Here is a 24,595-nt window from a genome sequence, read left to right as displayed (position 1 = left end):
GGAATCATGCGCCAGATGGCTCATCAAAATCAAACATGGCGTGCAAGATCGACAACGCCGCGATCGAGGCCGTGTCTGTCCGGAGCGTCCGCTTGCCGAGAGAGGCGGCCAGAAAGCCGTGTCGCACAAACAGGTCGACCTCGTAGGGCGTCCAACCGCCTTCCGGCCCGATGGCGATCAGCGCGGGCCGCCTCGCCGGGGCGCGGAGAAGCGGCGTCGGGGCGGGCGGATGCAGCAGGATCCTGGAACCCGGCGTTGGCCATGCGGCGAGCCGGTCTTCGATGAGGGGCTTGAGCCGCCGATGGATCTCGACGATCGGTATTCTCGTATCCTGGGCCTGTTGCAGGCCTTCGATGAGAAGAGGGGTGAAGAATGCAGGCTCGAGCACATGAGTGTCGAAGTAGTTTCGATCGACCCGCGCTGCATTTGTGACGAAGATGCGGTCGACGCCCAGCGCAGCGACCTGCGGCCAGAGCCGCTTCATCGCCTTCGGCCGGGGAAGCGCGATCAGGAGGCTCACTGGCGGACGGCGAGGCGCCTCGGGCTGGAACTCGCATTCGATGATGATTTCGGAGTTCCTCAGTTCCGTTATGCGGCCGATGCCGATCGGGCCGTCCTGCAGGCCAATTCGCAGCGTGTCACCGACCTTGGCTCGAAGGACCTCCCGAACGTGTCTTGCGGCTGGTCCGCCGATTCTAGCGCGGCGGCACTCGTCAACGTCTTCGGCTCTCAGGAGGATCAAATTCATTCGAGAACGCGGCGGCCGGCGGGATCGTGACTGAGGAGTTCGTAAAGTCGGCGATAATAGCCGTTCAGCCGCAGCAGGTCCTCGTGCGAGCCCTGCTCTACAATTTGGCCATGCCGCATCACCAGGATGCGGTCGGCGTGCCGAATGGTGGAAAGGCGGTGCGCGATAATGATGGAAGTCCGGCCTTTCATCAGTTTTCGCAGAGCATCCTGGATTAAACGTTCGGTTTCCGTGTCAACGTTCGCGGTCGCCTCGTCCAGGATCAGCAGGATATTGGGGTTGTGCGCGATGGCGCGCGCGAGCGCGAGCAATTGCTTTTCTCCGGTCGAAAGGCCGGCGCCGCGTTCCATCACCTCCGCATCGTATGCGCCCGGCCTCTGCCGAATGAAGGAATCGGCGTTCACGTAACGCGCCGCGTCCTCGATCTGCTCGCGCGGCATATGAGGGTCGAACAGCGCTATATTTTCGGCAATGGTCCCGGCAAAAATGAACGGGTCCTGCATCACAATCCCGATGCGCCCGCGCAGGTCGGCCTGCCGGCAGGCCCGCACATCGACACCGTCTATCCGGACGCAACCGCGCTGGACATCATAGAACCGCGGAATCAGCGCAGTCAGCGTCGATTTTCCGGCGCCTGTTGCCCCAACGATCGCCACGGACTGCCCAGCCGAAATCTTTAGCGAGATATCCCGAAGAACCCACGTTTCACCCTCGTAGGCAAACCATACGCCATCCATTGAAATATCGCCGCGGAAAGGTTCAGGCAGCCGGACCGGGTCGGGAGGGTCGACGATCTCTTCCGGTGTATCGATCAGTCCGAAAACGCGTTCTCCGGACGCCATTGCGGACTGAAGCACATTTGATTTTTCGGCCAAATCGTCGAGCGGGCGGAAGAAATCGCGGACGTAGGCGAGAAAGGCAATCAACTCGCCGATGGTCGGGGACCCCCCTCCGTGCCACGCCATCCAGCCTCCAATACCGAGAATCAGTGCCGCCGCCAGCGCGCCCATGATTTCAGTGGCCGGGAAGGCATAACTAAACCATTTGACCGAATCGAGCATGGCGTCGCGCAGAGCGCCGTTGTGGCTCGCGAAGCGGGCTGCCGCATGGGCTTCGCGGTTGAACAACTGAATCGTTGACATCCCGGCGATGGCCTCCTGCAGGTTCGAGTTCAGAGCGGCCTGCCGGCGTCGGACCCGGCGATGCGCGGCTCGGACGCGCGCGTTCAGCCCGATCAGGATGGCAAGCATCGCGGGCAGCAAGGCCGCCATAATGGCCGCCAGACGCACGTCGAGGTAGAACATGTAGGCCAGCACACCAGCGAGCATCAACACGTCGGTCGTAAGGCCGACGAGTCCGTCCGTCAGCAGGCGCTGCATGGCCTCCACGTCGGAGCCTACGCGCGTCATGAGCCGTCCGACCGGATGTCGGTCGAAGAATCGGAAGGGCAGGCGAAGGATCTTGTCAAAAATGTCGGCCCGCATGTCGAAGAGCATGCGCTGGCCGAGCCATGAGAGCAGATAACCCTGCGCGACGCGCATCGCGAACGCGCCGAAAGCGATCGCCACGTAAAGCGCGGCGATCCGCAGCAAAAAGGCCCATCGCTCGCCCGCGGGGCGCTCGGTGGCCAGCAGGGCGTGGTCCGTCGCATCGCGGATCAGGAGGGGAAGGGTATTTGAGAAAAGGGAGAGCGGAACTACCGCGGCCACGGCCAAGGCCATCCAGCCGGCGTAGGGCCGCACGTATGCCAACATGCGGGCAAACAGGCCGCGGTCGAACAATTTGGCCGGAATTTCGGATTCTACATGTTCCATGTCAAACTGGGCTTCCCGAAAGATGCCGGCACCACAAACTGGACGGCTGATGGAAGCGCCGCCTCATGCAGGATCCTCCAGGCGCGCCTCGAGCCGCTGGATTTCATCGAGTTCCCGATAATAGCCTGATTGGTTGACCAGCTCCTCATGCCGGCCGTCCTGCACGATCCGGCCGCCATCCAGCACGATGATTCGGTCGGCGTGTCGGAGGGTGGAGACGCGGTGACTGATCAGCAGTACCGTTTTGCCCCGAATCGCGGGAATCAGCGCGTCGAGAATTTTGGATTCCGTTTGGGTGTCCACTGCGGAGAACACATCGTCCAGCACCAGAATTTGCGGCTCTCGCGCGAGCGCGCGGGCCAGCGCCGCGCGGCGGCGCTGGCCGCCCGACAAGGTCACGCCGCGCTCGCCGACCGGGGTATGGAATTCCTGAGAGAACTCGCGGATCTCATCGGTCAGATGCGCAATGGCCGCAACTCGTCGAATCGCGGCCTCGTGTGTGGCAAAGGGATCCTCCGCCGGCTCCAGCCCGAATGAAAGATTGCCGGCGACCGTGTCGGAAAACAAAAAGGGCTCCTGTTGGACCATGCCGATCCTACGCCGCAGCTCCGCGAGCGGAATTCGGTTGATGGGCACGCCGCCGATTAGAATCTCGCCTTCGGAGGGGTCGAAGAGTCGCGCGAGCAGAGCGGCCATCATCGTTTTGCCGCTCCCCGTGGGGCCGGTGATTCCGAGACACTGGCCCGCGGGAATGTGAAGGGTGATGCCGTTCAGGATGTTGCGCTCCCCAAGCCGCAGGCAGACGCCGCGGAAGTCGATGCCGGCGCCAGCGGGGAAGGGGACCGCGACGGCCGGTGGCGGATCAACAACGTCGGGCCGGGCATCGAGGATTTGCCGGACGCGAGACCAGCTCGTTCTCCCGCGCTGAAACAAATTTATCGTCCAGCCGAGCGCGAGCATCGGCCACTGGAGGAACACGAGGTGTTGCTGGAACTGGACGTAGACGCCGAGCGAAATTTCCCCGCGGAGAATCTGGTGACCTGCGAAGACCAGCAACAGCACGGCGCCGATCCAGTACAGAAACATCATAAACGGCCAGACCGGCTCCTCGATCCGGGATAGCGCCATGTTGCGGCGGATAAACTCGCGGTTGAGTTCGGCAAAGCGATGGCGGCGTCGGTCTTCAATCCCAAATCCCTTGATTGTGCGGATCCCCGCGAAGGTCTCCTGGGCAAAATTCGCAATGGTGGAGAACTGTTCCTGGGCGAGGTCGTAATATCTGCGGACAAGCCGGATCAGGACAAAAAACAGCACGCTGATGACCGGCAGCAGCGCGGCGACGATGGCGGCTAGCCGCACATTCGTTGTGAACATCACGCCGAAGGCGAGGGGAAACCCTAAAGCCATTCTGGATCCCTGCAAAAGCCCCTGCCCGATCATTTCGCGTATCGCAGCCAGGTCGGAGGACATCTTGGTCATCAGATCGCCCGTCCGCTCACGCTGAAAGAATGCGGCGTCCATCTGTGTCAGGTGCTGGAAAACGTCCCGCCTCAGGTCATGTTCCACACGGTTCGCAAGCCCCAAGAGGGTGCGGCGCATCGCCACCGAGCACGCGAAGACCGTCGCGGCGATTCCCAGGAAGGCGGTCAGTCCAATGGCGGTGTCTGCGGGGGGTGTGCCCTCCTGCATCCCATCAATCACCTTGCGCAGGACGATTGGGTTCGCGACGCTGCCGGCGAGGTAGAGCGAGACGCACAGCGCGCCGAGTGCGACGCTCCCGCGATACACCCGCAGGTAACGGTTTAACCGATGGGAGCTGGTAGACACGGCTGAAAACCCTGCTAAAACACTTGGAGAATCGCAATGGCGGATAAGCGCTTACGACGGGATTAATTGACGGCGGCCCGGTGATGGGTGGATCGGTGCCTCAATGTGCATCGGCTTTGGCGACGAGAGACGTGGTGCCGCAGTCCCAGCAGCCGCGCCACATTTCGTTTCCTTCGATCCTTCACTTGCCGTCCGCAGTCCAACGTGGCTATGCGGAAATCGTGAAAAAAGTTCAAAGAAGGTATTGACAGGAACGACGATATTGCGGCATACATGTTCGGATAAATCGCATGCACGCGCGGGGTGCGCGTGGGGCGACGGCGAAACAACTGCAGATAATCGCATCTCCTGAATTTCCACCGTTTGAGGAAGGTCAGGGGTCGGGGTCTGTTGTCTGCATTTGTTTTGCCGAGAATCGACGCCCACGTAGCTCAGTCGGTAGAGCACGTCCTTGGTAAGGACGAGGTCGGCCGTTCGATCCGGCTCGTGGGCTGATTCAGAGCCGATTTGGTGTGAACAGTGAGTTGAATGCAGTGACACGCGAGGAGAAAACGAAACATGGCGAAGGATAAATTCGAGCGAAAGAAGCCGCACGTCAACGTAGGGACAATCGGCCACGTGGACCATGGCAAGACCACCTTGACAGCGGCGATCACCCACGTGCAATCCTTGAAGGGCTTGGCGCAAGAGGTCACCTATGACCAGGTCGCCAAAGCTTCAGAGGCGCAGGGTCGCCGCGACCCGACGAAAATCCTGACCATTGCGATTTCGCACGTTGAGTACGAGTCGGAGAAGCGCCACTACGCTCACGTGGACTGCCCCGGCCACGCGGACTATGTGAAAAACATGATCACGGGCGCGGCGCAGATGGACGGCGCGATTCTCGTGGTCAGCGCGGTGGACGGCCCGATGCCGCAGACCAAGGAACACATCCTCCTCGCGCGGCAGGTGGGCGTTCCGGCCATTGTCGTATTCCTTAACAAAGTGGATTTGGTCGATGACCCCGAACTCTTGGACCTTGTCGAGCTCGAGATCCGCGAGCTGCTGAACAAGTACGAGTTCCCAGGCGATGAGACGCCGATTATTCGTGGCTCCGCACTCAGCGCGTTGAAGGCGTCCAGCAAGGACGATCCGGGCGCCAAGTGCATTCAGGAGCTAATGGATGCGATCGACACTTTCATTCCCGAGCCGGTGCGCGCGGTGGACCAGCCGTTCCTTATGCCGATTGAGGACGTCTTCTCCATCGAGGGCCGAGGGACGGTGGTGACGGGCCGAGTGGAGCGCGGCGTCGTCAAGGTCGGCGATGAGGTGGAAGTGATCGGCCTGCGGCCGACCCAGAAGACGACCGTTACCGGTGTTGAGATGTTCCGCAAACTGCTCGACGAGGGACGCGCGGGCGACAACATTGGCGCACTGCTTCGTGGCATGAAAAAGGAGGACGTAGAGCGCGGGCAGGTGCTTGCCAAACCCGGCACGGTGACCCCCCACACGCAGTTCAAGGCCGAGGTCTACGTGTTGAGCAAGGAGGAAGGCGGCCGCCATACGCCCTTCTTCAAGGGGTATCGTCCGCAGTTTTATTTCCGGACCACGGATGTCACGGGTGACATCACGTTGCCGGCGGGTGTGGACATGGTCATGCCGGGCGACAACGTGAACCTCGAGGTCACGCTGATCACGCCGATCGCGATGGAAAAGACCATGCGGTTCGCGATTCGCGAGGGCGGCCGTACGGTCGGCGCCGGACGCGTAACGGAGATCATCAAATAAAGGGGGATTGTTTGCCGGCCGACGGCGGATGGTGTTTATATCCGGCCCCGGCGGAGGCGCGCTATGCCACGTGAAATCATCACACTGGCGTGCACGGAGTGCAAACGCCGCTCCTACACGACCACGCGGAACAAGCGGAAAGGCGGGGAGCGGCTCGAGCTCAAGAAATACTGCCGCTTCGAGCGCAAACACACGGTGCACCGCGAAGTGAAATAGGGAGGGCGTCCGGTAGGGCAGTAGCTCAACTGGCAGAGCACCGGTCTCCAAAACCGGGTGTTGGGGGTTCAAGTCCCTCCTGCCCTGCCATCGATCCGGTTAGTTTGGCGCGTGAAGAAATTGAACCAGTATATCGGGCAAGCTCGTATCTTTCTCGGCGAGGTGCAGACTGAACTCAAGAAATGCACCTGGCCGACGCGCTCCGAGTTGTTTGAATCGACGGTTGTCGTTGTTGCGGCGGTCGCGATTCTCGGGGTTGTCGTCGCGTTCAGCGATCTGGTGCTGGGCGTCGTGTTGAGGGTGGTCACGCGGTAGGTTTGCGAGTGGTGGTCATGCAAAAGCAATGGTTTGTGCTTCACACGCTTTCCGGGCAGGAGGGAAAGGTAAAGGAGAGCATCGAGCGGCGCATCAAGATCGAGGAGATGCAGGACTACATCGAGCAGGTCCTGATCCCGACCGAGAAGGTCACTGAGACCAAGCAGCAGAAGAAAATCACGACCACTCGGAAATTTTTCCCGGGCTATGTGCTCATCCACATGTGCCTATATGACGATAACAAACAGCTTGTGGAAAAAAGCTGGTACTTCATCCAGAATACGCCCGGCATCATCGGTTTCATCGGCGGCGACCGGCCAGTCCCGCTGCGGGACGAGGAGGTCAACAGCCTCCTAAGTCAGATTGAGGAAACCAAGGACAAGGTCAAACCCAAGGTAACTTTCGAACCGGGCGAGACGGTAAAGATCAACGACGGCCCGTTTATGAATTTCAGTGGCGTGATCGAGGAGGTGGACCCGGAGCGCGGCAAGTTGAAGGTCGCGGTGTCGATCTTTGGCCGGTCGGCCCCGGTGGAGCTGGAGTATTGGCAGGTCGAGCGCGCATGAGGAGGGGCCGGTTTCGACCGGCCGCATGCTTGAACATCACGTTTCCATAAGGTGCCGAGATGGCAAAGAAAGTTGTAGCGATTGTCAAACTGCAGATTCCCGCGGGACAGGCAAATCCGGCGCCGCCAGTGGGCCCGGCGCTGGGTCAGCAGGGCGTCAACATCATGGCGTTCTGCAAGGAATTCAATGCCGCCACCCAGAAGGACGCCGGACTGGTTATTCCCGTGATTATCACGGTGTATCAGGACAAGTCCTTCTCCTTCGTCACAAAAAGCCCGCCTGCCTCGACACTGCTCAAGCGCGCGGCCGGGATTGCGAAGGGCTCCGGAACACCCAATCGCGAGAAGGTGGGCAAGGTGACCCGCAAGCAATTGATGGAGATCGCGAAGATCAAGGAAAAGGATTTGAACGCACGAGATCTGGAACATGCGTGCCGCATGATCGAAGGAACGGCGCGCAGCATGGGAGTCGAGGTGGTGGACTGATGCCAAAGCACGGAAAAAAGTATCGCGCGGTTGCGGCGAAGGTGGATCGCGGCAAGCTCTATGAGCTCGAGGAAGCCATCGCCTTCCTGAAGGCCAACAAATACGCCAAATTTGACGAAACGGCGGAAATCGCCTTCCGCCTGGGTGTGGATCCGACGCAGTCGGACCAGAACGTCCGAGGCACGGTTGTTCTGCCCCATGGAACGGGCAAGAAGGTCCGCGTGCTGGTGTTTGCCACCGGCATGCAGGCCGATGCCGCTCGCGAAGCCGGGGCGGATTACGTCGGTTTCGAGGACCTCGTGGAGAAGATCGCCGGCGGCTGGACCGATGTGGATGTGGTGATTTCCACGGCGGAATGCATGAAGGAGGTCCGCAAGCTGGGTAAGGTTCTCGGTCCTCGTGGACTGATGCCGAACCCCAAGTCGGGCACGGTCACGGAAGACACGGCGTCGGCTGTCAAGCAGTTCAAGGCGGGGCGCGTCGAATTTCGAATGGATAAAAACGGGAACGTGCACGTTCCATTCGGAAAGCTTTCGTTCCCGCTGCAGGCGCTCGTTGATAACTGTCGGGCGGTTATCGAGGCCGTTCAGCATGCCCGGCCGCCGGCGGCAAAAGGGACGTACATCAAGCGTTGTACGGTGACGTCGACCATGGGGCCTGGGCTGCATGTCAACGTCCGCGACGCGGTGGCGGCTGCGGCATAAGGAGCGGACCATGAGAGCGGAAAAGGTTTCCATGCTCAACGAGGTGCGGACGAAATTGTCCGGCACCAAGTTCTTTTTCCTGGCCAACTACCAGGGAATGTCAGTTGGCAAGACCGACGACCTGCGCAGGCGGCTCCGGGCGCAGAAGGCATCCATGCAGGTGGTGCAAAACAAGCACTTCCTGATGGCTGTCAGAGATCTGGGTTATCCGGAAATCGATACCCGGGCGCTTCGCGGCCCATCGGCCATGATTTTCGGGCAGGGGGATGTCGTTGCCGTCGCCAAGGTGTTGAAGGATTTTATTCGCGAGAACGAAAAGCCGGTCGTCAAGGTCGGTGGGCTGCAGGGGCGGTGGCTGTCGCGCGAGGATGTGGACAGCCTGGCTGCGCTCCCGTCCCGCGAAGTGCTCCTGGGCCAGGTGGTCGGGACGATCGCGGCGCCGATGTCGCGCCTGGTTGGCGCGTTGCAGCAGAAGGTAGCCAGCGTGCTGTATGTGCTGAAAGCCTATGCGGACAAGAAGGGGCAGACCTCTCAGTCCGCGTAAGGCGGGGAATTAACGAAGCGAAGGAGAGTAAACATGTCGGAAGCCACGCAGAAAATGGAAGAAATTGTCTCCGCCATCGAGCAGATGACGGTGTTGGACCTGTCCAAGCTGGTCAAATTGTTGGAAGAGCGTCTGGGGGTGACAGCCGCGGCCCCGGTTGCCGTTGCGGCGGCGCCCGGAGCGGCAGGTGCTGCCGCGGCGGCGGCGGCCCCCGCTGAGGAAAAGACGGAATTCACGGTGGTGCTCGCATCGGCCGGCGCGAACAAGATCCAGGTGATCAAGGAGCTTCGCGCGCTGACGAACCTCGGTTTGAAGGAGGCGAAGGATCTTGTCGAGGGCGCTCCCAAGACCATCAAGGAGGGCGCCTCGAAGGAAGAGGCAGCGAATATCAAGGCGAAGCTGGAAGCTGCCGGCGCCAAAGTCGAAGTCAAGTGATGTTCGTCGTTCCGATGGCCATGCGGTTGGACGGCGGACGAGGCCGCAGTCCAACCGATGGCCATTTGGTTTCGGAAGGTTGGGGTCGAAGCGCAAGACGATGGGTCCTCGATGGGCTCAGCGCCCGAAGGTGAGACATGGCGAATCGGATCAACTACGGCAAACTGAAGGATATTCTGGAACCGCCGGATCTTATTGAGATCCAACTGAACTCCTATCGGGACTTTTTGCAGCTCGACACGCCGCCGACCAAGCGCAAGCGAATTGGGTTGCAGGCGGTATTCAAAGAGGTGTTCCCGATCGAGAGTTACGATGGGAAAGTCGTGCTCGACTTTGTCAAGTACGACATTTCAGAGCCGAAAATGGGTCCCCTCGAGTGCCTGCGCGAGGGCCAGTCCTACGCCGCGCCCCTTTATGTCACCTTCCGCCTCAAGGACGGCGATGAAGTGCGGGAGGAGGACGTCTACATGGGTGAGGTGCCGTTGATGACCCACCAAGGCAGTTTCATCATCAACGGCGCGGAACGAGTGGTCGTCAGCCAGCTCCACCGTTCGCCCGGTATCTGCTTTGAACAGAATCTGCATCCGAACGGGACGATGCTCTACTCGTTCCGCATCATCCCGGATCGGGGATCATGGCTCGAGGTCCAGTTTGATACATCGGACAACCTCCACCTGTACCTGGACCGAACCCGGCGCCGACGCAAGTTCCTCGTTTCCACTTTCCTTCGCGCGCTCGGCTACGACACGGATGATGATTTGTTGTCACTCTTCTACACGATCGAGGATCTCGATCTGAAGGGCGCCGTCTCGGACGAGCAGATCCGGCACCGCGTCCTGCGCGACGATGCGATCGACCTGAACTCCAACACGGTCCTCGGTCGCCGCTTCGAGCCGATCACTCGCGATCTCGTCAAGTCGATGAAGGTGGCGGGAATTGAGTCGGTCCGGGCGGTTAATGTGTCCTGGGATGAGGGGCTCCTGCTCAAGACGATTCAGAAGGATCCGACGCGCAGCACGGACGAGGCCCTCAAGGACATTTACACAAAACTGCGTCCCGGCGATCCGCCGACGATTTCGAATGCGAAGCAGTTACTCAAGCGTATTTTCTTCGACCCGCGGCGGTACGACCTCGGCCGCGTCGGGCGGTATAAAATCCAGCAGAAGCTGGGGCTTCCCGAAATGGCGGACGGCGACGAGGCCCGAATTCTGCACAAGGAAGACCTGATCGCCGCCATCAAATATCTCGTCAATCTCCGAAAAGGCGAGGGCACGGTGGACGACATCGACCACCTCGGCAGCCGCCGGGTTCGGACGGTTGGCGAGCTGCTGGAGAACCAGTGCCGCGTGGGCCTGGCTCGTACCGAGCGGCTCGTGAAGGAGCGGATGACGATATTCGACACGTCGACTGAAAAATTGACGCCGCAGAAGCTGATCAATCCAAAGGCTCTTTCCGCGGTGATCCGCGATTTCTTCGGGCGTAGCCAGTTGTCGCAGTTTATGGACCAGACAAACCCGCTGGCGGAGTTGACGCACAAGCGACGCTTGAGCGCCCTCGGCCCGGGGGGCCTGTCGCGGGAGCGCGCGGGTTTTGAGGTCCGCGACGTGCATTCAAGCCATTACGGCCGGATTTGCCCGATCGAGACGCCGGAAGGCCCGAACATCGGGCTGATCTCCTCGCTTTCCACGTACGCGCGGGTCAACGCTTTCGGTTTCATCGAAAGCCCCTATCGAAAAGTCATCGAGGGGCGAGTGACCGACGAGGTGGACTATCTCACGGCCGATCAGGAGGAAAACTACGTTATCGCTCAGGCGAATGCGCCGGTGGATGAGAATGGCCGGTTCGTGGGCAAGACGGTTCCCGTGAGGTATCGGGGCGACTTTCTCGAGGTGCCGCCGGACCGCGTCGACTATATTGATCTATCTCCCAAGCAGTTGGTGTCCGTGGCAGCCAGTTTGATCCCCTTCCTCGAGCATGATGACGCGAACCGCGCGCTGATGGGTTCCAACATGCAGCGTCAGGCGGTCCCGCTTCTCCGGTCCGAGCGGCCGTATGTGGCGACGGGCATGGAGGCCAAGGTGGCGAGGGACTCTCGCGTGATCGTTCTGGCGGAGGCGCCGGGCAAGGTCGCCTATGTCTCGGCCTCGAAGATCATCGTTTCCGTTGATGGCGAGATGCCGACCAAAAAGACGCCCAAAAGCGACTACCAGGTCTACGAGCTTCGGAAGTTCATGCGCTCGAACGGGGGGACCTGCATCAATCAGAAACCGATCGTGCGGGTGGGCCAGCGGGTCAAGAAGGGCGATGTGCTGGCCGACGGCCCCTGCACGGACCAGGGCGAGCTGGCGCTGGGCAAGAACGTGCTGGTCGCGTTCATGCCGTGGTGCGGCTACAATTTCGAGGACGCCATCCTGATCAGCGAGCGCCTCGTGCGGGAGGACGTCTACACGTCGATTCACATTGAGGAATTTGAATGCGGGGCGCGGGACACCAAGCTGGGGCCCGAGGAGATCACGCGGGATATTCCCAACGTCGGAGAGGATGCCTTAAAGAACCTCGATCATGACGGCGTGGTCCGCATCGGGGCGGAGGTGAAGCCGGGAGATATTCTGGTCGGGAAGATCACCCCGAAGAGCGAGACGGAGCTCGCGCCTGAAGAACGGCTGTTGAGGGCCATTTTCGGCGAGAAGGCGGCTGACGTGAAGGATACGTCCCTCACGGTACCGTCGGGGACCTACGGCATCGTCATGGATGTGAAGGTCTCGGCCCGCCAGGACAACAAGGAGACGAAGCTCACGCCGGCCGAGCGAAGAAAGCAGATCAAGCAAATCGAGACGGAGTTCGCCGAGAAGCATGAACGGCTCACAGAGGACCTCACCGAGGCGTTGAGTAATATCCTTCTCGGAGAAAAGATCCCGCTCGACGTTGTCAACGTGGAAACGGGCGAGGTGATCATTCCGGCGAACCGCAAGATCACCAAGACTCTGTTGCGGAAGCTGGCCGCGGCGTACAACCACATCGAGATCGACCCGAGTCCGATCCAGTTGAAGATCCAAACGATTATCAACGAGTATGCGGCCAAGTTTTCGGACCTCGAGCTCGAGCGTGACCGCCAGCTCGATCGGATTGAGAGCGGCGACGAAATCGAGTCGGGGATCATCAAGCAGGTCAAGGTGTATGTGGCCAGCAAGAAGAAGCTCTCAGTCGGCGACAAGATGGCGGGTCGCCACGGCAACAAGGGCGTCATTGCCAAGATTGTCCCGGACGAGGACATGCCCTTCCTCCCGGACGGTACTCCGGTCGACATTGTGCTCAACCCGCTGGGCGTGCCGAGCCGCATGAATGTGGGTCAGGTGCTGGAGACGCACCTCGGCATCGCCTGCCGCATGCTGGGCATCCACGCGGCGACGCCGGTGTTCGACGGCATCTCGGAGAAGGCCATCCGGGAGCTGATGGTCAAGGCCGGCCTCGACGAGGATGGCAAAACCGTTCTTTATGACGGGCGCACGGGTGAGCCGTTCGACCAACGCGTGATGGTTGGCGTGATCTACATGCTTAAACTTCACCACCTGGTTAGCGACAAGATTCATGCCCGGGCGGTCGGCCCGTATTCGCTGGTCACTCAGCAGCCGCTTGGCGGCAAGGCGCAGTACGGCGGTCAGCGGTTCGGCGAGATGGAGGTCTGGGCAATGGAGGCCTATGGCGCGGCCTACGCGCTGCAGGAACTCCTCACGGTGAAGAGTGACGACGTGCAGGGTCGAACCCGGATCTATGAATCGATCGTGAAGGGCGAAAACGTCCTCGATGCCGGGATGCCGGAGTCCTTCAACGTGTTGATGAAGGAGATGCAAAGCCTCGCGCTCGACATCCGCGTTCACCGCGGAAAGGAGTCCTAGGCGTCAGAGGCCGTCAGGCGGAGCGGAGATCGATCCTATGGCAGAACATACCAGCGCAGCGCATTGGTTGAGCACGGAGCCAGCCTTCAGTGGCTTCGATTGGGCCAGTATCACCGTGGCGTCGCCGGAGACAATCCGGTCGTGGAGCCGCGGAGAGGTCAAAAATCCGGAAACCATCAACTACCGCACCTTCAAACCGGAGAAGGGGGGGCTGTTCTGCGAAAAAATCTTCGGACCCACAAAGGACTGGGAGTGCGCCTGCGGAAAATACAAGCGGATTAAGCATAAAGGGGTCGTGTGCGACCGCTGCGGGGTTGAAGTCACCCTCGCCCGCGTTCGACGCGAGCGCATGGGACACATTGAGCTGGCCGTCCCCGTTTCGCACATCTGGTTCTTCAAATGTACGCCCAGCCGCATAGGGCTCGTGCTCGACATGTCCAGCCGCAACCTCGAGCGCGTCCTTTACTACGAGGATTATGTGGTCGTTGACCCCGGCGACACCCCGCTTCAGGAAAAACAGCTCCTGAGCGAAATGGAGTTTCGCGAGGCCCAGGACAAGTATGGCGACGCCTTTATCGCTAAGATGGGCGCCGAGGGCATCCGCGATCTCATGCGCAAAATCAACCTTGATGAGTTGATCGAGCAACTCGACCGGGAAATGGCGGAGACGCGGAGCAAGCAGACCAAGAAAAAATTGACCAAGCGCATCAAGGTTCTTGATGCGTTTCGAAGGACAAACTCGCGCCCCGAATGGATGATTCTCGAGGTCCTTCCCGTGATTCCTCCAGAACTGCGCCCGCTGGTGCCGCTGGAGGGCGGCCGGTTTGCAACGTCAGACCTCAATGACCTTTATCGCCGCGTGATCAACCGGAACAACCGGTTGAAGAACCTGCTGCAACTAAAGACACCGGACGTCATCATTCGAAATGAAAAGCGGATGTTGCAGGAGGCGGTGGACGCCCTTTTCGACAACGGTCGACACGGTCGCGCCGTGACCGGGGCGGGGAACCGGCCGCTCAAATCGCTCTCCGACATGCTCCGCGGCAAGCAGGGGCGATTTCGCCAGAATCTGCTCGGCAAGCGCGTGGACTACTCGGGCCGCTCCGTGATCGTCATCGGTCCGGAATTGAAGCTCAACCAGTGCGGCCTGCCGAAGAAGATGGCGCTGGTCCTCTTTGAGCCGTTCATCATCCGCCGGCTCAAGGAATTGGGGATCGTGCACACGGTTCGATCGGCGAAAAAGATGATCGAGCGCGAAGGGGATGAGGTTTGGGATATTCTCGAAGAGGTCACGCGCGGTCACACGGTGATGCTCAACCGAGCGCCCACCCTGCATCGTCTCTCCATTCAGTCATTCGAGCCGGTGCTCATCGAGGGAGAGGCGATCCGTATTCATCCCCTGGTGTGCACGGCTTACAACGCCGACTTCGACGGCGACCAGATGGCGGTACATGTCCCGCTGTCCATCGAGGCGCAGTTGGAATCGCGCCTGCTCATGCTGGCGCCCAACAACATTTTTTCGCCTTCCAGCGGCAAACCGATCATGACGCCGACGCAGGATATCGCGCTCGGCTGCTACTATCTGACCATCGAGTCGCAAGAGGACCGCATTCGCCGCCGCATGGCGCCAAAGCCAGCGGATCAAATCGAGCACCTTCCACTTTTCAACGATGCTCACGAGGTCCATACCGCTTTTGACGAGAAGGCCGTACGGATTCATGACCGTATCCGGCTGCGCAACCCCGACTACCGGCGGGACACGTATTACGGGGACAAGACCCGCTCGGTGATCGAAACCACCGTCGGGCGCGTTTTCTTCAACGAGATCTGGCCGGACTCACTCGGCTTCTTCAACGGCCCGGTCCCGAAGAAGAAGCTCGAGGAGCTAATTTTCCGCTGTTACCAGATCGCCGGCCACGATGAAACGGTTCGATGCCTAGACCGGTTGAAAGCGCTCGGGTTTGAGTACGCCACGTTGGCGGGGGTCTCGATCGGCCTCGTCGACATGATCATCCCTGCCGAGAAGGACGCCATCGTCAGCGATGCCCAGAAGCAGATTCAGGAGGTGGAAAACCAGTATCGCAAGGGCATCATCACCGATGGCGAGCGCTACAACAAGATCATCGACATCTGGACGCACGCGACCGACCGGGTGTCGAGCGTGCTCTTCGGAGCGCTCGAATTCAATGATTTCGATAAGGGCCGGCGCGACGTCAACCCGCTGTTCATGATGGTGGACTCGGGCGCCCGCGGCAACCGGCAGCAAATCCGGCAGCTCGCGGGAATCCGAGGGCTTATGGCGAAGCCGTCCGGCGAAATCATCGAGAAGCCCATTCTTTCCAATTTCCGCGAGGGCCTAAGCGTGCTGGAATACTTCATCTCCACGCACGGCGCCCGAAAAGGATTGGCTGACACCGCGCTCAAGACGGCCGATGCCGGTTATCTGACCCGCAAGCTCGTCGACGTCGCCCATGACGTGATCATCATCGAGCAAGACTGCGGCACGCTGAACGGTATCGACATCAAGCCCATCATGGAGGGCGACGAGGAGCTGGTGCCCCTTGCCGCGCGCATCCTGGGACGGACGGCGGTCGACGATATTCGCCATCCGGCCACAAAGGAGATCATCGTGGCGGCGGGCCAGGAAATCGACGAGAAGGCGCGCGACATCATCGCGAGCCTGGGAATGGAGTCCGTTCGCATCCGCAGCGTTCTGACCTGTGAGTCGAGGGGCGGCGTGTGCGCCCGGTGTTATGGCCGGAACCTCGCCACCAATCGGCCCGCACAACTCGGGGACGCGGTCGGCATCATCGCCGCCCAGTCGATCGGCGAGCCCGGAACGCAGTTGACGATGCGCACCTTCCACATCGGCGGCACTGCGGCGGCCGTCTTCAAACAACCTCAGATCATCGCGCGCAACAACGGCGTAGTGCGATATCACGACCTCCGGACGGTGCGGACCCAGGAAGGCACCTTCGTCGTGCTGAACAAGAACGGTGTGATCGGAATTTATGACGACGAGGGGCGCGAGCTTGAGAAATACACGCTGGTCATCGGCGCTACCATCTCGATTGAGGATGGCGGCGCTGTCAAGAAGGGGCAGTCCTTCGTCAAATGGGATCCGTACAACGTGCCGATCTTGTCCGAGCAGCGGGGCTTGATCGAGTTCCACGATTTCATCGAAGGAGTGACCGTCAAGAAGGAGGTCGACGAATCAACGGGTCTTGAGGGGGTCGTTGTGCTGGAGCACAAGGAGGATCTCCATCCGCAGATTGTTCTGAAGGATCCGGATACCAATCAGGTGATCAGCTACTACTCGATTCCCGCGGGCGCGCACGTGGTCGCGAAGGAGGGCGAGATTGTGGTGGCCGGCGCCATGCTGGCGAAGACGCCGCGCAAGATGGTCAGCACGAAAGACATCACGGGCGGACTGCCGCGGGTGGCCGAACTGTTTGAGGCCCGGCGGCCCAAGGACGCGGCGGAAATCGCGCGGATCGATGGAATTGTCGAATTCGGCGGGACGGTTCGCGGCCGCCGGAAACTGATTGTCCGCGACCCCGTGACCGGTGACGAGGAAGAGCACTTGATTCCGATGGGCAAGCACGTCGTCGTGTTCCGCGGCGACCGCGTGAAAAAGGGCCAGCAGCTCACGGAAGGACCCGTGGTTCCGCAGGAGATTCTAGAGGTGTGCGGACCCCAGGAGTTGCAGGAATACCTCGTCAACGAGGTGCAAACCGTCTATCGACTGCAGGGCGTCGAGATCAACGACAAGCACATCGAGATCATCGTGCGCTCCATGTTGAAGAAGGTCCGCATCACCGATCCCGGCGACACGGATTTTCTGTGGGGCGAGCAGGTGGAGAAACACCACTTCCTCGACGTGAACCAAAAGGCCCTGGCGGAAGGCAAGCGGCCGGCGCAGGCGTCGCCAGTCCTGCTCGGCATCACGAAAGCCTCGCTCGAAACCGAAAGCTTTATTTCCGCTGCGTCGTTCCAGGACACGACACGCGTGCTGACCGATGCGGCGACCTTGGGGCGCGTCGACTACCTGCGTGGATTCAAGGAAAACGTCATCATGGGTCATCTGATCCCGGCGGGCACAGGATTCAGCATGTACCGCAATATCAAGCTTGTGCCCCTCGCCGAACCGATAACGGCGGAGGAACTGCTCGGAGACCGACTGGGCGGCGGGGAAACCAAGGACTCCGCGACGAACGCGTAGAAGTTGCCAGACGGGCGCGGAGCTTGCTAAACTCCCCGCCCTTTCTCGAACGCAGAGGACGATATGCCGACAATCAATCAATTGGTGAGAAAGGGGCGGCAGCCCCCCAAAACGAAGAGCAAATCGCCTGCGCTGCAAAAATGCCCGCAGCGCCGGGGAGTTTGTCTGCTTGTGAAGACGATGACGCCGAAAAAGCCAAATTCGGCGCTTCGCAAAATCGCGCGCGTTCGGTTGACCAACGGCGTGGAAGTTACCGCTTACATCCCCGGAGTGGGCCACAACCTTCAAGAGCACAGCATGGTGCTTGTGCGCGGCGGTCGCGTAAAAGACCTGCCCGGCGTTCGCTACCACATCATTCGGGGCACGCTCGATTGCGCAGGCGTCAACGAACAGCCCGGCTGGGGCCAGCGTAAGCGGGGCCGCTCCAAGTACGGCACCAAGCGCCCGAAGCCCGAAGGCGCCAAGAAATAAGAGGGGGACAGAGTTCTTCCATGAGACGACGTCGTGCCGAAAAACGTCCGAAAGTGCCGGACCTCCGCTACAACAGCGTAGAGGTTGGCGGCCTGATCACCAAGGTCATGCGGCGTGGCAAACGCGCTGTCGCCGAGCGAATCGTCTACAGCGCGCTGGATGCCATCGCCGAACAGACCAAGCAGGACCCGTTGGAAGTGCTGAAAGCCGGCCTCGAGAACGTCAAACCGAAGGTCGAAGTCAAGTCCCGGCGCGTCGGTGGCGCAACCTACCAGGTTCCTGTCGAAGTCGAGCCCGACCGCCAGACGGCTCTAGCCATGCGCTGGATTGTCACTTACGCCAAGGAGCGCAAAGGCCTTCCCATGCGGCGTGCCCTCGCCATGGAAATCATCGACGCCTCCAAGAATCAGGGCAACGCCGTCAAGAAGAAGGAAGACACCCACAAGATGGCGCAGGCCAACAAGGCATTCGCTCATTATCGATGGTGATCGTGCTCCGACCGCGCCATGCCCCCCGCCGCCCCCAGCGCCCAGCCGCCTTCCGCCACGCGTTCTAAGCGTGAGGCGGAGGGGCGGTCCCATGCGCTGGCGGATATCCGGAATATCGGGGTCATCGCGCACATCGACGCGGGCAAAACGACCACCACTGAGCGCATGCTCTTTTATACGGGGCGTGTCCACCGCATGGGCGAGGTGGATGATGGCACTGCGACCATGGATTGGATGATCCAGGAGCGGGAGCGAGGCATCACCATCACAAGCGCGGCCACGACCTGTTACTGGCGCAACAAGCAGATCAACATCATCGACACGCCGGGCCACGTCGACTTCACTGTCGAAGTCGAGCGATCTCTCCGCGTCCTCGATGGCGCCATTGGTGTTTTCTGCGGCGTGGCCGGCGTGCAGCCCCAGTCGGAGACCGTGTGGCGCCAGGCTCGGAAATACCGCGTGCCCTGTCTGGCCTACGTAAACAAGATGGACCGGATGGGTGCGAGGTTTGACTGGGTCGTACGAAATATCCGCGAACGCCTCGGCGCTCCCGCATGGCCCGTGCAACTTCCGGCCGGCAGCGAGGCATCCTTCAACGGGGTGTTGGACCTGCTGGACCGCCGGCACCTCACCTTCGACGCCGCGACACAGGGCGCCGTGGTGAATACGTCAGAGTGGCCGGAAGAATACCGCGATCAGGCGGAAGCCGCCCGAGCCGCGTTGGTCGAGGCGGTTGCCGAGCGCGACGACGCCGTCATGCAGCTTTTCCTCGAGCAGCCGGATGTGCCCGCCGAGGCGCTACGGGCTGCCATTCGCCGTCTGACCATCTCCGGTCGGTTTGTCCCGGTCCTCTGCGGCTCCTCGCTGCGCAATCAGGGCATTCAGCCGCTCCTCGACGCAGTTGTGGATTACCTGCCCTCGCCGGTGGACATTCCGGACGTGGAGGGCCATCACCTCAAAACCGGCGAGCGCCTGACCCGTCCTGCCGACGACCACGCTCCCCTGAGCGCTCTCGCCTTCAAGATCGCGAACGACCCCTTCGTCGGCAAGATCGTCTACATCCGCGTTTATTCGGGGGTTCTCCAGAAGGGCGCGGCGGTGTTCAATCCGCGCACTCGCAAGCGGGAACGGGCGATGCGCCTGCTGCGGGTCCACGCCAATCAGCGCGACGACATCGAGGTGCTCTACAGCGGCGAGATCGGCGCGATCGCCGGTGTTAAACAAGTCACCACCGGCGATACACTGTGCGCGGAGCATCAGCCTATTCTGCTCGAACGGATCGCCTTCCCCGAACCCGTCATGTCCATGGCGATCGAGCCCAAGACGCAGGCGGACCGCGACAGGCTGCGTGAGGCGCTCCTGGCGCTGGCCGAGGAGGATCCCACGTTCCTCGTGAAGACGGATCCCGACACTGGACAGACGCTCATCAGCGGGATGGGCGAGCTCCACCTGGAAATCATCCGCGACCGTCTTCTACGGGAATTCAAGGTGCAGGCCAACGCCGGCCGCCCGACGGTCGCTTATCGAGAAACTATTCTCAAAAAGGCTCATGCAGATCACGTGTTCCAACGCGAGATCGGAGGCCGGATGCATTTCGCGGCCGTGGGCCTCGAGGTCGAGCCGCGCGAGCGCGGGGCGGGCAATGAGATCGTCTTTGAGGTGTCCGAGGAGGAAATTCCGCCCGCGTTTCGGGAGGTCGTCGAGCAGGGCGTGACCGACGGGTTGCTCACCGGAATTTTAGCAAATTATCCCTTGATCGATACGCGAGTCCGTATTATAAGCGGCGCCTTTCATCCGGTGGATTCGACGGAGACGGCGTATCGCTCCGCGGCCATCATGGCGCTGCGAGAGGCGGTGCGCGTCGCGCAGCCGGCGCTGCTCGAACCGATCATGAAGGTCGAGATCGTTACGCCGGATGAACATGTGGGCGATGTGATTGGCGACGTCAACGGGCGTCGCGGTCGCGTCAAGGAGATGTCTGCGCAAGATGGCGCGCAGACGGTGCTGGCGGAGGTGCCGCTGGCCGAGCTGTTCGGGTATTCAACGGCGCTCCGTTCGCTGACGCGCGGGCGGGCGAGTTACAGCATGGAGCCGGCCCGGTTCGAAATCGTGCCGGCGGAACTGCAGGATAGCATTGTGAACAGGTAAATCATGACCGGGCAACGCATTCGAATCAGGCTGAAGGCGTACGACCACCGGGTGCTGGACCAGTCCGCGAGCGACATCGTGGAGACGGCCAAACGCACCGGCGCTCGTGTGGCGGGACCCATTCCGCTGCCGACCAAGATCGAGCGCTACAGCGTAAATCGCAGTCCCCACGTGGACAAAAAGTCAATGGAGCAGTTCGAGATCCGGACGCACAAGCGAATCCTCGATATTATTGACCCCACCATCAAAACGGTCGACGAGTTGAAGAAACTCAACCTCCCAGCCGGCGTGGACATCACGATCAAAATTTGAGGCGGGCTGCTCGGAACAAGATCACAGAATACTTAGTTAGAAAGCCGCGTATGAATGGATTGATCGGCAGAAAATTGGGGATGACGCAGGTGTATGACGAGTCCGGCCGCTTCGTGCCGGTCACGATCATTGCCGCGGGGCCTTGCGTCGTGGTTCAGCGGAAAACGGCGGCGAGGGACGGATACGACGCGGTTCAACTGGGCTTTCTTGAGCAGAAAGAATCCCGGCTGACCAAGCCCGAATTGGGCCGGTTCAAAAAGGCGGGCGTCGCGCCCTGCCGCGTTCTGCGTGAGATTCGTGTCTCGCCTGACGATTCGATCAAAGAAGGCGACCAGGTCACAGCGGCCATTTTTGAGGGCGTCACGCATGTGGATGTAACCGGCACGACCAAGGGGCGCGGCTTCCAGGGCGTCGTCAAGCGCCACCGCATGGGCGGCGGGCCACAGTCGCACGGGCATATGTCGCACCGACGGATCGGCGCGATCGGTCAGCGCACATGGCCGGCGCGTATCATGAAGAACAAACGGATGCCCGGCCACATGGGAAACGTGCGCGTGACCACGCAAAATCTGCGGGTTGTGCAGGTTCGACCTGCGGACCATGTGCTGCTGGTCGAGGGCGCGGTGCCGGGCCCGACCGGCGGGTTGGTGATTGTGCGCAAGGCGTTGAAGAAGGCGGGGAAGTAAGATGAGCGCGATTCCGATCCTCAACCAGCAGGGCCAGGCCGTCGGGGAGCTTCAGGTCCCCGAGGCGCTGAAGGCGCCGCCGAGCGCGTCCGAGGCGCTCGTTCAGGCGGTTGTGACAATCCGGGCAAACGGGCGTGCGGGGACGGCGTGCACGAAGAACAAGGGGGAGGTGGCCGGCCACGGAAAAAAGCCTTGGCGTCAGAAGGGCACGGGGCGCGCGCGAGCGGGTTATCGGCGGTCGCCGATCTGGAGGGGTGGCGGCGTCGTGTTTGGTCCGAAGCCGCGCAGCTATGCCAAAGCGCTCCCGCGCAAGCAGGCCCGGCTCGCGCTGCGGAAGGCCGTTTGGGACAAATTCGCCGCCGGCGAAGTCCGTGTTCTCGACTCGCTCGTGCTGGACAAACCGAAAACCGGTGAACTTGCGGGAATCCTTCGGAATTTGAAGGCCGATCGTGGCGCGTTGGTGGTGATCGAGTCGGTAAGCCGAGAGCTAGCGCTGGCCGCGCGCAATCTGCCTCGTGTGGAGGTTGCGCGACCGGGGGATGTCAACGCTTTGCAGGTCCTGAAATACCCCCTGCTAGTGATCACCCGAGCCGGCCTCGAGCGCCTGCAGGAACGACTGACCGACAGGGAGGCATCGACATGAAACCCGCTGAGGTCATCATTAAGAGGCTAGAGCTGACGGAAAAGGGAGCTGGCCTCACCGAGAAACAAAACACCTATTTCTTCGAGGTCGCGGCTGATGCGAACAAGCTGGAGATCAAGCGCGCCGTCGAGCAGCTCTTCAATGTTGGGGTCGTCAAGGTCAACACTTTGAACCGTGCCGGCAAGGCGAAGCGTAACCGGCGCGGCCTCATCGGTTACCGGCCCGACAGGAAGCGAGCCATCGTCACCCTCAAGGAGGGGGACAAAATTGATCTGACCTAGGGAGTGCGCCATGCCGCTGAAAGCCAATCGACCCATCACCCCTTCGCTCCGCTTCACCGAACTGCCGGACTTTTCGGAAATTACGAAGTCTAAGCCGGAGAAGCGGCTGATCCAGTCCCGAAAGTCGCAGGCGGGCCGCAACATGTACGGGCGGATTACCGTCCGGCACCGCGGTGGCGGCCACAAGCGGCACCTCCGCATCATCGATTTCAAGCGGGACAAGCACGGCATTCCCGCGAAGGTCACGGCGATCGAATACGATCCGAATCGTTCGGCCCGGATTGCGCTCCTGACCTATGCGGACGGCGAAAAGCGCTACATCCTGGCCACGCTCAACATGAAGGTGGGAGACGTGCTGATGTCCGGGCCGACGGCGGAGCCGACCGAGGGCAACGCGCTTCCGCTGGCCAAGATTCCCGCCGGCCTGCCCGTGCACAACATAGAGTTGTACCCGGGCCGAGGCGCCCAGTTGGTCCGGGGCGCGGGCGCGGCAGCGGAGATCATGGCGGTGGAGGGCGGCTTTGCGCAAGTCCGTTTGCCTTCCGGGGAGATACGGATGGTTCGCGACACTTGCTACGCAACCGTGGGCCAGGTCGGCAACATTGACCATCAGAACGTGTCGCTCGGGAAGGCCGGCCGCAAGCGTTGGATGGGCATTCGTCCGACCGTTCGCGGTGTTGCCATGAATCCGATCGACCATCCCATGGGTGGCGGCGAGGGTCGGACCTCCGGCGGCGGACACCCCCGGTCGCCGTGGGGCAAATTGGCCAAGGGCAAAAAGACGCGCAACAAGCGCAAGCCGTCAGGCCGATTCATTTTGCAGCGGAGGAAATGATCGATGGGTCGCTCGATTCGCAAAGGGCCATTTGTGGATGCCAAGCTGCTTAAGAAGGTGGAGCAGTTGGAGAAGAGCGGACAGAAGCGGCCGATCAAGACGTGGTCGCGCCGCTCGATGATTGTGCCGGAGTTTGTGGGTCATACGTTCGCGATCCACAACGGCAAAACCTTCAACACGGTTTTTATAACGGAAAACATGGTCGGACATCGGCTGGGCGAATTTTCGCCCACTCGGACGTTCCGAAAGCACGGCGCGGCGACCGACAAGACGGTCTCCCTGAAGTAGTCGGGGAGGCGGAGGGTCATGCGGGGATGGGCTGCGAGCGGCTGGTTGATCGCCGGATTAATCGCCGTCACTCCGCTGTCGCGGGCGGCGGACCCCGCAGCCGAGGAAGCCAAGCTGCTCGCGCGGCGCCTCGCCGAGGAGAATGCGAGGTTGCGCGAGACCGTCGCGGCGCTGGAGGCGGAGCGGGACCGTTTGCTGGCCCGCCTCGCCGAAGGGGAAATGCGGGCAGACCGGTGGACGCTTGCGACCGCTCCGTTGCCGTCGGCGGAGCCGGGCGGTGGCGATGTGGCGCCCGACGGTTGGCCCGTGGTCGACGCCAGCCGGGAGCTCGGGTTGGTTGCCCTTCGGGGCGGGGTGCGCGACGGTCTGAGGCCGGGGCTCGCGGTGGCGATTGTTCGCGACGGCGTTGTGATCGCCCGAGCGCGGGTGGTGGAGGTTCGTGAACGGATCGCCGGCGCGCGGGTGGAGACGCAGGAGCGCGGCTCGTTTCCCGAACAGGGGGATCGGGCCGTCGTTTGGCGGATGAAGAGAGAGTGAGGCAAAGATGGAAGTGACAGCAATCAGCAAATTCGTGCGGATGTCTCCGTCGAAGGCGCGAGACCTTGCACGGGCCCTTCAGGGCAAGCCCGTGGCCGAGGCGCTCCGCATCGCGGATTTCAACGCGCGGAAGGCCGGGTTTTGGCTCGGCAAGACCCTCCGTTCCGCCATCGCGAACGCGGAGGCAAACAACGGCGTATCCGCGGACGACCTGGTGGTGAAGCTCGCTGTGGTCGAAGACGGCCCTCGAATGAAGCGCTACTGGCCGCGAGCGCGCGGCAGCGCGAGCCCGATCCTGCGCCGCATGAGCCATGTGAGGATTGTGTTGACGGCGCGCGATAAGAAGAAAGAATAACACTTTTTTGTC

General features: G+C 61.3%; 24 protein-coding genes and 2 tRNA genes. 23 read left to right on the top strand and 3 right to left on the bottom strand.

The genetic code is table 11. From position 1 onward, the window contains the following. Positions 1 to 4: 4 nt before the first annotated feature. The 3 genes from NZ740_00300 to NZ740_00290 all read right to left on the bottom strand — a co-directional run bounded on the left by NZ740_00300 (position 5) and on the right by NZ740_00290 (position 4,389). The gene (locus NZ740_00300) at positions 5 to 748 is read right to left on the bottom strand and encodes a 16S rRNA (uracil(1498)-N(3))-methyltransferase (GenBank protein MCS6770448.1); all 744 of its coding nucleotides are present in this window, start codon (positions 746 to 748) and stop codon (positions 5 to 7) included. Then, positions 745 to 2,562 (bottom strand): ABC transporter ATP-binding protein/permease, encoded by a 1,818-nt coding sequence (locus tag NZ740_00295; GenBank protein MCS6770447.1) that lies wholly within the window; start codon positions 2,560 to 2,562, stop codon positions 745 to 747. The genes NZ740_00300 and NZ740_00295 overlap by 4 nt, the downstream gene beginning before the upstream one ends. Positions 2,563 to 2,625: 63 nt before the next feature. Further along, the gene (locus NZ740_00290; protein ID MCS6770446.1) at positions 2,626 to 4,389 is read right to left on the bottom strand and encodes an ABC transporter ATP-binding protein/permease; all 1,764 of its coding nucleotides are present in this window, start codon (positions 4,387 to 4,389) and stop codon (positions 2,626 to 2,628) included. A 420-nt stretch (positions 4,390 to 4,809) separates the two neighbouring features. Between NZ740_00290 and NZ740_00285 the strand changes: the two genes are divergently transcribed. From NZ740_00285 to rplV, 23 genes are all read left to right on the top strand, one after another. Then, positions 4,810 to 4,882: transfer RNA gene (locus NZ740_00285), tRNA-Thr, on the top strand. A gap of 65 nt (positions 4,883 to 4,947) precedes the next feature. Beyond that, the gene (tuf, locus tag NZ740_00280; GenBank protein MCS6770445.1) at positions 4,948 to 6,156 is read left to right on the top strand and encodes an elongation factor Tu; all 1,209 of its coding nucleotides are present in this window, start codon (positions 4,948 to 4,950) and stop codon (positions 6,154 to 6,156) included. Between the two features lie 63 nt (positions 6,157 to 6,219). After that, positions 6,220 to 6,372, top strand: coding sequence for a 50S ribosomal protein L33 (gene rpmG, locus NZ740_00275; GenBank protein MCS6770444.1), 153 nt, complete (start codon positions 6,220 to 6,222; stop codon positions 6,370 to 6,372). A gap of 14 nt (positions 6,373 to 6,386) precedes the next feature. Continuing rightward, positions 6,387 to 6,462, top strand: a tRNA-Trp gene (locus tag NZ740_00270). Between the two features lie 21 nt (positions 6,463 to 6,483). Further along, entirely contained in the window at positions 6,484 to 6,687 is a 204-nt protein-coding gene (gene secE / locus NZ740_00265; protein ID MCS6770443.1) for a preprotein translocase subunit SecE, read from the top strand. Positions 6,688 to 6,704: 17 nt separating this feature from the next. Beyond that, complete coding sequence (gene nusG / locus NZ740_00260; protein MCS6770442.1) at positions 6,705 to 7,253, top strand: transcription termination/antitermination protein NusG; 549 nt, start codon at positions 6,705 to 6,707, stop codon at positions 7,251 to 7,253. Positions 7,254 to 7,312: 59 nt separating this feature from the next. Beyond that, entirely contained in the window at positions 7,313 to 7,738 is a 426-nt protein-coding gene (gene rplK / locus NZ740_00255; GenBank protein MCS6770441.1) for a 50S ribosomal protein L11, read from the top strand. Then, positions 7,738 to 8,442: a 50S ribosomal protein L1 gene (rplA, locus tag NZ740_00250; protein MCS6770440.1), complete on the top strand. Its 705-nt coding sequence runs from the start codon at positions 7,738 to 7,740 to the stop codon at positions 8,440 to 8,442. The genes rplK and rplA overlap by 1 nt, the downstream gene beginning before the upstream one ends. A gap of 10 nt (positions 8,443 to 8,452) precedes the next feature. Further along, entirely contained in the window at positions 8,453 to 8,986 is a 534-nt protein-coding gene (gene rplJ, locus NZ740_00245; protein MCS6770439.1) for a 50S ribosomal protein L10, read from the top strand. A gap of 33 nt (positions 8,987 to 9,019) precedes the next feature. After that, on the top strand, positions 9,020 to 9,421 hold the full coding sequence (gene rplL, locus NZ740_00240) for a 50S ribosomal protein L7/L12 (GenBank protein ID MCS6770438.1): 402 nt from the start codon (positions 9,020 to 9,022) through the stop codon (positions 9,419 to 9,421). A gap of 137 nt (positions 9,422 to 9,558) precedes the next feature. After that, positions 9,559 to 13,317 (top strand): DNA-directed RNA polymerase subunit beta, encoded by a 3,759-nt coding sequence (gene rpoB, locus NZ740_00235; protein MCS6770437.1) that lies wholly within the window; start codon positions 9,559 to 9,561, stop codon positions 13,315 to 13,317. Between the two features lie 37 nt (positions 13,318 to 13,354). Continuing rightward, positions 13,355 to 17,539, top strand: a complete 4,185-nt coding sequence (gene rpoC, locus NZ740_00230; GenBank protein MCS6770436.1) for a DNA-directed RNA polymerase subunit beta' — start codon at positions 13,355 to 13,357, stop codon at positions 17,537 to 17,539. 63 nt (positions 17,540 to 17,602) lie between these two features. Further along, positions 17,603 to 18,010 (top strand): 30S ribosomal protein S12, encoded by a 408-nt coding sequence (gene rpsL / locus NZ740_00225; protein ID MCS6770435.1) that lies wholly within the window; start codon positions 17,603 to 17,605, stop codon positions 18,008 to 18,010. Positions 18,011 to 18,030: 20 nt separating this feature from the next. After that, positions 18,031 to 18,498: a 30S ribosomal protein S7 gene (rpsG, locus tag NZ740_00220; GenBank protein MCS6770434.1), complete on the top strand. Its 468-nt coding sequence runs from the start codon at positions 18,031 to 18,033 to the stop codon at positions 18,496 to 18,498. Positions 18,499 to 18,516: 18 nt separating this feature from the next. Then, positions 18,517 to 20,646: an elongation factor G gene (gene fusA / locus NZ740_00215; protein MCS6770433.1), complete on the top strand. Its 2,130-nt coding sequence runs from the start codon at positions 18,517 to 18,519 to the stop codon at positions 20,644 to 20,646. A 3-nt stretch (positions 20,647 to 20,649) separates the two neighbouring features. After that, positions 20,650 to 20,958 (top strand): 30S ribosomal protein S10, encoded by a 309-nt coding sequence (gene rpsJ / locus NZ740_00210; protein MCS6770432.1) that lies wholly within the window; start codon positions 20,650 to 20,652, stop codon positions 20,956 to 20,958. A gap of 50 nt (positions 20,959 to 21,008) precedes the next feature. After that, positions 21,009 to 21,644, top strand: coding sequence for a 50S ribosomal protein L3 (gene rplC, locus NZ740_00205; protein ID MCS6770431.1), 636 nt, complete (start codon positions 21,009 to 21,011; stop codon positions 21,642 to 21,644). Between the two features lies 1 nt (position 21,645). Beyond that, positions 21,646 to 22,287, top strand: coding sequence for a 50S ribosomal protein L4 (rplD, locus tag NZ740_00200; protein ID MCS6770430.1), 642 nt, complete (start codon positions 21,646 to 21,648; stop codon positions 22,285 to 22,287). Further along, positions 22,284 to 22,568 carry a 50S ribosomal protein L23 gene (gene rplW, locus NZ740_00195; protein ID MCS6770429.1) on the top strand — a complete coding sequence of 95 codons (285 nt, stop codon included), beginning with the start codon at positions 22,284 to 22,286 and terminating at the stop codon, positions 22,566 to 22,568. Before rplD ends, rplW begins: the two co-directional genes overlap by 4 nt. A 10-nt stretch (positions 22,569 to 22,578) precedes the next feature. After that, a complete protein-coding gene (gene rplB / locus NZ740_00190; protein MCS6770428.1) occupies positions 22,579 to 23,403 on the top strand; it encodes a 50S ribosomal protein L2 in 825 nt (274 codons plus the stop codon). A gap of 3 nt (positions 23,404 to 23,406) precedes the next feature. Then, complete coding sequence (gene rpsS, locus NZ740_00185) at positions 23,407 to 23,691, top strand: 30S ribosomal protein S19 (GenBank protein ID MCS6770427.1); 285 nt, start codon at positions 23,407 to 23,409, stop codon at positions 23,689 to 23,691. 18 nt (positions 23,692 to 23,709) lie between these two features. Further along, positions 23,710 to 24,228, top strand: a complete 519-nt coding sequence (locus tag NZ740_00180; protein ID MCS6770426.1) for a hypothetical protein — start codon at positions 23,710 to 23,712, stop codon at positions 24,226 to 24,228. A 7-nt stretch (positions 24,229 to 24,235) separates the two neighbouring features. Continuing rightward, positions 24,236 to 24,583, top strand: a complete 348-nt coding sequence (gene rplV, locus NZ740_00175) for a 50S ribosomal protein L22 (protein ID MCS6770425.1) — start codon at positions 24,236 to 24,238, stop codon at positions 24,581 to 24,583. The last annotated feature ends 12 nt before the right edge of the window (positions 24,584 to 24,595 follow it).

It is taken from the genome of Kiritimatiellia bacterium, from assembly GCA_025054615.1.
GTDB lineage: Bacteria > Verrucomicrobiota > Kiritimatiellia > CAIVKH01 > CAIVKH01 > JANWZO01.
The sequence above is the reverse complement of the archived record's forward strand: the minus strand, read 5'-3'. Positions and strand labels throughout refer to the sequence as shown.